Below are 11,395 nucleotides of genomic sequence, written 5' to 3' on the forward strand. Positions count from 1 at the left end.
AAATAAAACCGCGTTCACGGCTCGTGCAAAGGCCTGAGTTTATTAGCCCATTTTATTAGATTGGCATGATTTCTGACCAGATGATGCTGTTTTCATTGCTGGGCACCGTATTTGCCCTGCTGATTTGGGGGAAGATACGCTATGACCTGATTGCTTTTGGCGCATTGATCACAGCAATCATCATCGGCGTCGTGCCGCAAGAAAATGCTTTTGATGGATTCGGGCATCATGCCACCATCATTATTGCACTGGTGCTCATTGTCAGTCGAGGTCTCTCAAATTCCGGCGCCATTGAACTGATTGCCAAGTATGTGGTTGATGCCGGTCGCTCATTGTTTTTTCATATCAGCATTATGTCCGCGGTGGCCGCGGGCTTATCGGCGATTATGAACAATGTCGCGGCTCTGGCGTTACTCATGCCTATCGACATGCAGGCCGCGGCAAAGGCGAAAAGGAGTCCGGCGCTAACACTGATGCCTTTGTCCTTCGCATCCATCCTGGGCGGTTTGATTACGCTAATCGGGACACCGCCGAATATCATTATTGCCAGTTTTCGGGAGCAGGCATTTGGCCAACCATTCGGAATGTTTGATTTTTCACCCGTGGGTATTGTTGCAGCAGTAGCCGGCGTTCTATTTGTGACACTGGTCGGGTGGCGTCTTATTCCAAATGTGACCAGCGACCAGGGTGCGGCCAGGGAGTTGTTCCAAATCCAGGAATATGTGGCGGAAGTCAGAGTAGGGGCAAAGTCATCGGTAATCGGTAAAAAAGTCCGAGACCTGGATGCCGACGGTGAAGATGCCGACGTGGCCATTATCGGCCTGGTTCGGCGAGGTAAAAGATTTCCAGGGCATGCAAGACGAGAGGGAATTAAGCAGGGCGATTTACTAGTGATACAGGCGAATGCGACCAATATAGATGCATTTGTTGGCGGGCATGGCCTGGAATATATCGGTTCTGAAAAACACGATAGCTTAATCGGGGAAGATCTTTCGCTGATTGAAATTGTTATTCCTGAAGGGGCTAGAATTGAAGGGCGCACGGCATTGGGCGTTAGACTGCTTTATCGCCATGGTGTCACCTTGCTGGGCGTTTCACGTCGGGGCAAATCGTTTCGGGATAGGGTTCGAAAATTGACTATTCAGGCTGGCGACGTGTTGCTGTTGCTTGGTCCCACCGAGCGATTAGCGGATATTGCTATCTGGTTGGGCGGGCTACCCCTGCAGGAACGGGATTTGCAAGTGATACAACGCAACAAAGCTGGAGTCGCAGTCGGCGCGTTCGTTCTCGCCATTGCTGCCGCCAGCGTGGGCATACTGCATTTGCCAGTCGCGTTAGCGATAGTCTGTATCATTATGGTCGGATTTAACATCGTCCCGGTACGTGAAATCTATAGCGCCATTGAATGGCCGGTCATCGTCTTGCTTGGTGCCATGATTCCGATTGGTTCTGCGCTGGAGGCGTCTGGGGGCACGGCACTTATCGCCCAAAGTATTGTTAGTTTTTCCGAGGGTTATGGTGCGATGATTGTGTTGACATTATTAATGGTGGTGACCATGACGCTGTCTGATGTGCTCAACAACACCGCCACCACAATCATTGCTGCGCCCATCGCCATCGACATCGCAAACCGCCTGGGGGTTAGCGCCGATCCTTTTCTTATGGCAGTGGCGGTGGCCGCATCGTGCGCGTTTTTGACGCCCATTGGCCATAAAAATAATACCCTGATTATGGGGCCAGGCGGCTATGGATTTGGTGATTACTGGCGCATGGGATTGCCGTTGGAGATCATTGTCATTGCGGTATCGATTCCAATGATTATTTGGGTATGGCCGCTTTGATTGTAGGCTTGTTATAAGAGGCCGGCAAAACACTGATTAAATTTCCAACCCGCTGTGATCAAGGCGCTGTGATCAAAATGATGTGAGCATGGGCTTGTCGAGTAATGAGGGCATATCGCCATGATACTAATCGTCTTGTGTGTGCAATGTGAAACCTGCCCTTGGTATCCTTCAAGTATTACCCCCTGAATTGCCTGGGCTAGTTCCGGTACCGCTTGACGAATCGGCAGAGAATCCGCTTTGGCACCGGCGTATCTTCATTTTTAATTACGGCAATAAGCTGTTCGGCGGTTTCCGGAGGAAAATAGCCGTGATGTTTGTAGGCATTGATTCGTACTGTAAATCCCTCACAATCGCCTTCTGGATGGAATTGGGTGGCATAAATATTGTTTTTCACCCGAAATATCTGCACCGGACATGCCTCTGAGCGCGCTAAAAGTATCGCGCCTGGCGGGATTTCATCGCATGCCTCTTTGTGTCCGAGCAACACGCGAAATGTTGTTGGGAATCCGCTCAGCAGCGGGTCTTTTTTTCCTTCCGCTGTAAGCGTAATGTCGGCTCCGCCAACCGGCTCGGCGTATTTTGTTGAGACATTCGCTCCGCAAAATGAGCCCAGCAATCCATTGCCGGAGCATGCGCCTAAAAATGGGAAATCCGCTGCAACCACGCTTGCGAACAGTTTCATAAAGTCCGCTTCAATCTTTTTCTGTATTTCACTTTTCTGATATTCTGGCGTGCTCACATCAAACGGGCTGCCTCCGACAATGATGGCGGCGTAGTCGTCCAGGTTAATGTCAGGCAGACCGGTGCGCTCAACCCGAGCTCGGACCGCCTCATTTTCCCGAAGCCCGCCGTATTGCAGAATCGCTTCAAACTCGCTGTTCGCTGTCTCATTCTCGGGCCGCAGCTGAATAATCAGAAATGGTTTTTTCTTGCTTGGCATGTTGTTGTTTTTAATGGTCTGTAAAGTAATAGTATATTTGTCGCCACAACTACCCCAAATGCCGGTCGGAAAAACACACAAGCATACACTAATGATGGCGTGAAACACGCCTGAGCGGTTCTGGCGTTGTTGGTGAAGCGGTTAGGTCAAGCATGGCCGAAGGCCAACATCATCTTCATGCGCTCCAGGCCGCCCGGTGAGCTGATACAGATTGGCCCTAATGCGCGCAGGATTGTCAGCGGGATTGGGTATCAACGCATTCAAGACGGGTGTGTCCGGTCAATAGTTTGGATTTAATGATGCCGATGGCGTATTATCAACAACTCATGCAGGCCGCTTGATTTTGTCCCATAGATAGTCAACCCGCACAAAGTAATTTGCGTAAAAAGACGGTATGCTGTATTGGTCTGATACGGACATGTACGGAAATCGAGTTGATGAATCAGGTCTATACATGAGGCGGTGGTGTTTTCTTGAACGGGCTAGTGTCCTGATAAAGGGAAACAAAATAAGGATTGGAATACCCTGAAAAAGCAAGAACCGTCTTTCATTGAGTTGTTATGACTGAAAATATCAAGAAATCCAATGTTTAATTATGTCTAAACCAATACGTGTGGCAGTGGTTGGAGTCGGTTATCTTGGGCGCATTCACGCCAAGATCTACGCCAATATGGATAACGTGGAGTTGGTTGCGGTTGTTGATGCCGACCAATCGGTTGCTGCCAGCATTGCGGATAAGAATAACTGTCAGGCGTTAACCTGCACTTCCGGGCTTGAGAGTCAAATCGATGCGGTCAGTATCGTTGTCCCCACCAGTTTGCATTTAGCGGTTTCTCGATCCTTCCTCAAGGCCGGCGTGCATATGTTGCTGGAAAAACCGGTTGCGCCCAGTGTTGCGGAAAGCGCTGAAATTGTAGAACTTGCCAGGAAAAATGGGGTGATCCTGCTGATCGGTCATTTAGAACGGTTCAATGCCGGAGTCATGAAACTTGCTGAACTAGCCAGCAGTCCGAGATTTATTGAGGCACATCGATTAGGTGAATTTGTTGAACGGGCTACCGATGTTGACGTGGTGACGGATTTAATGATTCATGATATTGATATCGTGTTATCGCTGATTCACTCAGATCTTACTAATATATCTGCCACAGGCACTCAGGTTATCACCGATCATGTTGATATTGCCAATACCCGACTGGAATTTGATAATGGCGCGGTTGCCAATGTTACTGCGAGCCGGGTTTCACGTAGCCAGTTCAGACGTATCAGAGTGTTTTCCCATGAAATGTATCTGGGGTTGAATTTTAGCGATCAGCAACTTGAAGAGGTTAAACCGGGTAAAATTAAATCGGGGAGCAAGTTTCCTGAATTGTTACACCGAAATATCGAGGTAACGCCGCAACTTCCGTTAAATGCGGAACTCGCGCACTTTATCGATTGCGTTTCGCATAACAAACAACCTCTGGTGTCAGGGGACGATGGGTTACTCTCGGTCAAAGTTGCACAACTGGTACGAGAAAAAATTGCCGGGAGCGATTTTTCGCGCAAGCCCCGTAGGGGCGCGTATTACGGATGATACGCGCAAAAAATTGCGGCATCAAAATTACAGCAACAATGAGTTTTAACCAATGAGTTTCGACCAATGACAGTAGAATTATTCAGGCAGGATGGTTATTTGAAATTTTGCCAGGCGGAGGTAACAGCGGTTTATCCGAATGCCATATCCGTTGACCGGACAGTTTTTTATCCCCTCGGCGGCGGTCAACCCGGTGACGTTGGCATGCTGACCCGTGAAACCGGTGAGCAACTGGAAATTTTGGATTGTTACAAGGACCGGGATAGTGGCGCACATCTGCATATCGTTAAAGAAGGGGCGTTGATGCCGGAAACGGGTGAAACCGTAACCCTGACCTTAAATTGGCAGCGGCGTCATCGGCTGATGCGTATGCATAGCTGTATGCATATGCTCTGCGTCGCGGTTGCCGCGCCGGTAACCGGCGGTTCGATTAGCGATGGCAACGGTCGATTGGATTTCGATTTACCCCATCCGCCGGAAAAAGAGGATCTCGATCAACGGCTAAACGAAATTATTCAGGGAAACCATCCCATGACATTAAGCTGGATCACCGACCGGGAAATGCAGCAACAACCTGAACTAATACGCACGATGTCCGTATTGCCACCAATGGGAAGTGGCAAGGTCAGATTAGTGAAATTTGGGGAAGCGGATTTGCAACCTTGTGGCGGCACACATGTCGCCAATAGCGCAGAAATCGGCCCGGTTCGGGTACAAAGCATCAAAAATAAGGGCAAGCAAAATCGTAGAATTACCATCGAATTTGCGAGCTAGGTCAGGCTAGTCAGTCCCCGGCAGGTTGGCTTAATCGTTCCAAGCGCGTAATTGTTCCGGCGTGTTGATGTTTTCAAACATTTGCGGGGAGTTGGAGAAATCGACAAGGGTATAGTCATGCTGGCCGTACCATTTATCAATTTTTCGTTCATCGCCACCAAGAAATGCTTCCAGGCTTTCTATACGTGATTGATGAATCATGGCGTACACAGGTTGTAGCCGGTCATTGCAGGATGCAACCGCAATAGCATGATTATTTAAGGTAACTGCCCGATTCATTTTTTTCACATAGTCGATTGCCATAAAAGGGCCATCACAGGGCGCGGTAACCATCCACGAGGTTGAAATGTGATTCAGTCCGGTTAGCATTCCGGCAAGCGGTCCTTGAAAACCCGTGGATCGGTCCGAGATTACCGGGTAACCAAATTTTTCATATTCACTGATATTGCGATTAGCATTAATTAAAATGCGACTACATTGAGGCCGTAACGCTCGCGCAATACGCTGCGCCATCGCTTCACCCTGGAATAGAATTAATCCTTTATCCTGACCGTTCATTCTTCGAGCCAATCCGCCAGCCAGAATCAATCCGGTTATATCGCAAATGGTTTCGCCTTCCATATTACCGTGCGGCATTGTCCTTGAATTTTTCTCTGTTTATGTGGGTGATATTACCGCGGTACGGATTGTCGGCTTTGATCGATTGAGTTTCGGTCAATTGATAATTGGCTAACTCAACGTGTCGGTCGACCAGGCTATCAAAAATCTGATGGTTATGACTACAAATCAAAATTGCTGTATTTGCACCCTTTAGTTGATGCAGCAGTTTAATTGTCCGAGCGCTGGATTGGGTATCCATATTTGCAATCGGTTCATCCAGCAGCATTATCGGTGATTGGCGTAACCATGCTCGTGCTAACGCGACACGCTGTTGCTGCCCGCCAGAGAGAGTTTTAGCATTGGCTAACGCATGTCTGGTCAACATGCCCCATTCCAAAGCTTGATTGACTCGTTCCCTAGTTTGTTTTCTGGTCATTGATCCGGGTACCGCCAGTGCCATGTTGCGCGACACACTGCCTTCGAACATATAGGGTCGTTGGTGGAGATACATCACATTTTTCAGGAGACGTTTACGTGCCTGTTTCCAATGCTCATCAGTTGCGCCAAAATTGATGATGCCGAAATCCGGTTTTAACAGGCCAGCAAGTATCCTAAGTAGTGTGGTTTTCCCGGTTCCGTTCTGCCCGGTCAGCAGTGTGACTTTTCCGCCATGCAGCGCAATATCCACATCGCTGAGTAACTTGGTCTCGGAAAACGCCCCGGAAAACGACCCAGGGAACGATTTCGTGATCCTGCTGAAGGTTATTTTCCCAGTCATGGCGATAGTTTACCCCGCCCCTGGAAATATTGAAGCAGGATATTCAATATAAATGCCAAAAGTAATAGCACAATTCCCAGAGCAATACCTTGGGAAAAATTACCCTTGCTGGTTTCCAGCGCAATCGCGGTCGGAATATTGCGGGTATGGTGCAGAATATTGCCACCCACCATCATTGATGCACCGACCTCGGCAATGATGCGGCCAAAGCTGGCGAGGAATGCCGCAAGAAGCCCAAATTTGACCTCATAGATGATTAAAAGAAAGGCTCTAAACCCGGGAATTCCTAATGTTCTTGTGGTTTCCCATGCATGATGATCGTTCGCCTGGAAAGCCGCATGGCTGATTGAAATCAGGATCGGCAGACATAGAATTATTTGAGCGATAATCATCGCGGTTTGGGAAAATAGCAAGCGCCAATCGCCTAACGGCCCTTGGTTGGATAACAGTATGTAAACCACCAACCCCACTACGACAGCGGGGAAAGCCAGCAGCGTGCTGAATATCGAAATTAACAGCTGCCGACCGATGAAATTGAAATAAGCCAATATGAAGGCAACGCCAAGCGCAAATGGGCTTGCGACCAGTATGGCAGTGCATGAAACCCTAAAAGAGATGCCAATTATTTCCCATAGCGCAACATCTCCGCTAAATAGCAGGTTGAGGGCGTCCATAGTGGTCGAGGCAAGAGATTGCAAGGCAAATGTTCAATAGTCAGCCACGATAGTCAAATTGCCGAATTATACGCAAATGTGATGACGCATCGACGGGGGGAGATCGCTGGCGGAGATTGATGGGGATATTCCCTGATACGGTAATCGTATTTTATCCGGTATTTCGCATTCCTGCGGCAATGCCGTTAATGGTGACTAATAACGCATCCAGGGTCTTGTCATCGTCTTTCTCCCGTATCCTTGCCAGTAATTCAACCTGTAACAGATTTAGCGGCACCACATATGTGTTCCTGACATCAACTGATTGGCGGACAACGGGTACGTTTTCGAGCGGTATTTTGTGTTGGGTGATGTCCAGCAACAGCCCAACGGTTTGGTGAAATTTTTCTCTTAGGTTTTGACCGAAATACTGGAGTTCCTTGCGCACCAGGCGTTCGTCGTATATCGCGGAAATATTTGGATTTGACTTTGAAAATACCATTTCGATGGCATTCAACGTGGCCTTGAAAAAAGGCCAATTCTGTTCCATTTCCATTAAGGTATCCTTGTTGCCGTTATCCACGGCATGCTGTAATGCGCTGCCGACGCCTAACCATGCGGGCAAAAGCAATCGAGTTTGAGTCCAGGCAAATATCCACGGAATAGCACGCAAATATTGTATGCCACTGCCTTTGCGTCTTCGCGCCGGTCGGCTGCCGATTTTTAGATTGCCAATTTCCTGTTCCGGGGTTGCTTGCCGAAAGTATTCAACAAAGTCGTCATGATGCCTGACGACGCTATGAAATTCGCCTACCGCCTCCCTGGACAGTTCGGTCATTTGTTGGCGCCATTGCTTTTTGGGTTTAGGCGGCGGTGTCAGCGTAGCTTCAAGCACTGCACCCAAGTAAACCTGCAAGGTTTCCGTCGCCATCCCTGGCAAACCATATTTGGCTTGGATGACTTCGCCTTGTTCGGTGATGCGAATCGAGCCGTTCACCGAGCCCGGAGGTTGGGATAATATGGCTTCTTTAGCGGGCCCGCCGCCGCGTGCCACTGTGCCGCCACGGCCGTGAAATAAAGTGAGTTCAATGTTATGTTTTTCAAATACTTCGACCAGTTGTTCCTGTGCCTGGTACAACCCCCATGATGCGGACAGAATTCCAGCATCCTTGGCAGAATCCGAATAGCCAATCATGACTTCGTGTTTGCCGTTTATATATTGCTTGTACCACGGATTGCTGAACAGGGTATCCATACATCGACTGGCGCCGTCCAGATCATCCAGTCGTTCAAAAAGCGGCACTACCCGCAACGGGCGCTTAATTCGGCATTCTTTCTGCAGCAAAGTCACCCCGAGAATATCGGACGGACTGGCGGCCATTGATATGACATAAGCGCCAAAGGATTGGTGATTTTCTGCGGCAATCATTCGAAATGTGGTTAGCGCTTCTTTCACCTGTTCGCTGGCATCATCGGCTTCGGGGAAAGTTGAGGCAATTAACGGACGGTTGCTTTGAAGTTCCTTCAACAAAAATTCCTGACGTTGTTGTTCGTTCCATTCAGCGTAGCTGCCGAGTCCTAAAAACTGGGTAATCGCGTCCAGGGTTTCGGTATGGCGCGCCGCTTCCTGACGTATGTCCAGCTTAAACATGGTCAGACCGAATATACCCAATCTCCTCAGAATGTCGGTTAACCGACCATCGGCAATCATTTCATCGCCACAATCAATTAGCGATTGGTAACACAACATTAACGGTTGTTTCAGGTGTTCACGGAATTGGTAGATGTCGATTTCCGGGTCGATTTCCGGGTCAATTTTGGGGTCGATTTTCGGGCTGATTTTTGGAATAGATACTGTGTTTGATTGTTTCACCGATACAGCACTATCAAGAACCCAGGTGTAGTACTTTACCGTTGCGTTCAATTTCGTTAAAACGCTTCCAAGCAACGCCCGATAGGGCTCCAAAACCTGGTCGCCGACCACATGCCGCAATGCTTGATTGGATTTGGACATCGACAGGTCGCGGCGCAATTCATCGATTTCCACCCAAAACATTTCGGCTGCTTTTAATCGCGACAACGCACAAACCTGAGCGGTAATTTTTGGCGTGGTATTGGGGTTGCCATCTCGATCGCCGCCCATCCACGAGCCAAAGCGAATGGGCACGGCTTCCAGGGGTAGCCGTTTTCCTGTTACCTTATGCATTGCGTGGTCAAGTTCGCGCAAAATTCGAGGCACAACATCCCAAAGAGAATGTTCCATGGCAACCAGTCCGGTTTTTGCTTCATCCACCGGCGTCGGGCGTAACCGTCTTATTTCATCGGTTTCCCAGACTTCGGTAATGGCTCGATGCAGCCCAAGTTTAATTTCAAACCTTTCGGTATCCGACAGATCGTGACGGTCCTGCTCGGCTAACAGGCCGGCAATCCTTTGAAACTTGGAAGATACGCTGCGCCGTAAAATTTCGGTAGGGTGAGCGGTCAGTATGAGTTCAATATTAAGTTTACAAACCTGCTCGTATAAATCTTCAGGTTTTATATTCGCATCTATTAAATTTCTCAGTTCCGATTCTAAAAATCCACCGGGGTGGGTTGTTGCGGATTGTTCATCAGTGGAGCCGGCAAACCTGTATTTTTGCACCGTAAGGGCGCGCCGCTGACGTATTTGGTGGTGTTGCTCTGCGATGTTTGCAAGATTCAGGAATAAAGTGAAGGCCCGGGCAAGATTGAAAAGATGCACCGGTCTCAATCCAGACAAGATTTCGATCAGTTTTTGAGTTTGGTCGGGATCACCCCGGCGCGCTTGTTTGGCTACGCCACGCACCTCTTCGACCAGGTTAAACAACTTGTCGCCATGCCGCTTTTTGATTGTTTCACCAAGCAGATTGCCGAGTAGGCGCACATCGGCGCGTAAGGCTTCATGCTGATCCTGATTTGATTTGGCCTGATTTGATTTGGCCTGATTTGATTTGGCCTGGCTTGAATTGATATGTTCCAAAGGTAATTTTTTATGGTTGACAAAAGAAGTTATTATATTTTATACGAGTACAGTTTTTAATAGCTGATATTCAATATAATGAACCTCGTACCTGGACGCCATCGGTTTGCCAAGTGAAATCTTCGAGCAAACGAGAAGGTCTTGCAGTCTTGCATCCGGCCGGTTGGCGGAGTGCGTGGATGCCTGGCCTCCAGGGTATGCGTAATTCAATTCGGTTATCGAATCACTTGACCGCTGCGTCATTTAATTGCACTTATTACTTGAAAGCGCGAGTTTTTATTGCTGGACTGAATAATCTAATGCTATCCTTTGAGATTCCATCAGAACATCCTTGTGCTCATAGGATACTATGGGGACGCTCTGAATTAAGCAGTATTTCATTCGAGAATCAATATGTCCGATGCGGTAAAAACAAATATTCAAGGTTTGGTGCTGGAAGTCGTCCTGGATCGGCCTAAGGCCAATGCCATCGACAGCGCGACCAGCCAGGAATTGGGGAGGGTATTCGCGGAGTTTCGTGATAATCCCGAATTACGCGTGGCCATTATTACCGGTGGCGGAGAAAAGTTCTTTTGTGCTGGCTGGGATCTTAAGGCGGCGGCGGAAGGCGAGAGCGTAACGACTGATTTTGGTGTGGGCGGCTTTGGTGGGTTGCAGGAATTGCCGGACTTGAATAAACCGATTATTGCGGCGGTCAACGGCATCGCCTGCGGCGGTGGATTTGAGTTGATGATATCCGCCGATATTATTATCGCGGCCGAGCATGCGACATTCGCCCTGCCTGAAATTAACGCCGGTACTTTGGCCGACGCCGCCACCATCAAGCTGCCAAAACGGCTGCCGCACCATATCGCCATGGATATGTTGTTGAGCGGTCGTTGGATGGATGCCATCGAGGCGGCTAAATGGGGTTTGGTGAATGAAATTGTCGCGGCCGATAAGCTAATGACTAGAGCGGACGAATTGGCACAGATGCTGGCCCAGGGTCCGCCACTGGTTTTTGCGGCGATCAAGGAGACCGTTCGCGCAACTCAGACGCTGCCATTTCAGGAGGCCATCGATTTGGTTAATGCACAGGCGCTTAAAACCGTCAACAAACTGTATAACAGCGAAGATATGCATGAAGGCGCGTTAGCGTTTGTGGAAAAGCGCAAACCGGTGTGGAAAGGCAAGTAAGCTAGCCCTCGTGGTGACCCAATAATGTATAGAGGGCAATGTATCAAATACGCGGT

At 48.8% G+C, this 11,395-nt stretch carries 9 protein-coding genes; 4 read left to right on the forward strand and 5 right to left on the reverse strand.

From position 1 onward, the window contains the following. Positions 1-65 precede the first annotated feature (65 nt). The gene (locus ACPXXB_RS04290; protein WP_423909754.1) at positions 66-1,841 is read left to right on the forward strand and encodes an SLC13 family permease; all 1,776 of its coding nucleotides are present in this window, start codon (positions 66-68) and stop codon (positions 1,839-1,841) included. Positions 1,842-2,040: 199 nt separating this feature from the next. On the opposite strand, the gene ACPXXB_RS04295 is transcribed toward ACPXXB_RS04290, so the two are convergent. Next, entirely contained in the window at positions 2,041-2,784 is a 744-nt protein-coding gene (locus ACPXXB_RS04295; protein WP_423909757.1) for a glutamine amidotransferase, read from the reverse strand. 595 nt (positions 2,785-3,379) lie between these two features. On the opposite strand from ACPXXB_RS04295, the gene ACPXXB_RS04300 reads away from it, so the two are divergent. Next, entirely contained in the window at positions 3,380-4,360 is a 981-nt protein-coding gene (locus tag ACPXXB_RS04300) for a Gfo/Idh/MocA family protein (protein WP_423909759.1), read from the forward strand. A gap of 66 nt (positions 4,361-4,426) precedes the next feature. Further along, positions 4,427-5,134 carry an alanyl-tRNA editing protein gene (locus tag ACPXXB_RS04305; RefSeq protein WP_423909762.1) on the forward strand — a complete coding sequence of 236 codons (708 nt, stop codon included), beginning with the start codon at positions 4,427-4,429 and terminating at the stop codon, positions 5,132-5,134. A gap of 30 nt (positions 5,135-5,164) precedes the next feature. On the opposite strand, the gene mobA is transcribed toward ACPXXB_RS04305, so the two are convergent. The 4 genes from mobA to ppc form a co-directional block, all read right to left on the reverse strand. Next, the gene (gene mobA, locus ACPXXB_RS04310; protein WP_423909765.1) at positions 5,165-5,770 is read right to left on the reverse strand and encodes a molybdenum cofactor guanylyltransferase MobA; all 606 of its coding nucleotides are present in this window, start codon (positions 5,768-5,770) and stop codon (positions 5,165-5,167) included. Continuing rightward, positions 5,757-6,512 carry an ABC transporter ATP-binding protein gene (locus tag ACPXXB_RS04315; RefSeq protein WP_423909768.1) on the reverse strand — a complete coding sequence of 252 codons (756 nt, stop codon included), beginning with the start codon at positions 6,510-6,512 and terminating at the stop codon, positions 5,757-5,759. The genes mobA and ACPXXB_RS04315 overlap by 14 nt, the downstream gene beginning before the upstream one ends. Then, positions 6,509-7,186, reverse strand: coding sequence for an ABC transporter permease (locus ACPXXB_RS04320; protein ID WP_423910945.1), 678 nt, complete (start codon positions 7,184-7,186; stop codon positions 6,509-6,511). Before ACPXXB_RS04320 ends, ACPXXB_RS04315 begins: the two co-directional genes overlap by 4 nt. A gap of 151 nt (positions 7,187-7,337) precedes the next feature. Further along, a complete protein-coding gene (gene ppc / locus ACPXXB_RS04325) occupies positions 7,338-10,154 on the reverse strand; it encodes a phosphoenolpyruvate carboxylase (RefSeq protein ID WP_423910948.1) in 2,817 nt (938 codons plus the stop codon). A gap of 402 nt (positions 10,155-10,556) precedes the next feature. Here ppc and ACPXXB_RS04330 point away from each other — a divergent pair, with 402 nt between their 5' ends. After that, the gene (locus tag ACPXXB_RS04330) at positions 10,557-11,339 is read left to right on the forward strand and encodes a carnitinyl-CoA dehydratase (RefSeq protein WP_423909770.1); all 783 of its coding nucleotides are present in this window, start codon (positions 10,557-10,559) and stop codon (positions 11,337-11,339) included. The last annotated feature ends 56 nt before the right edge of the window (positions 11,340-11,395 follow it).

Origin of the sequence: Candidatus Spongiihabitans sp. (genome assembly GCF_965237845.1) — a bacterium.
GTDB lineage: Bacteria > Pseudomonadota > Gammaproteobacteria > Arenicellales > Poriferihabitantaceae > Spongiihabitans.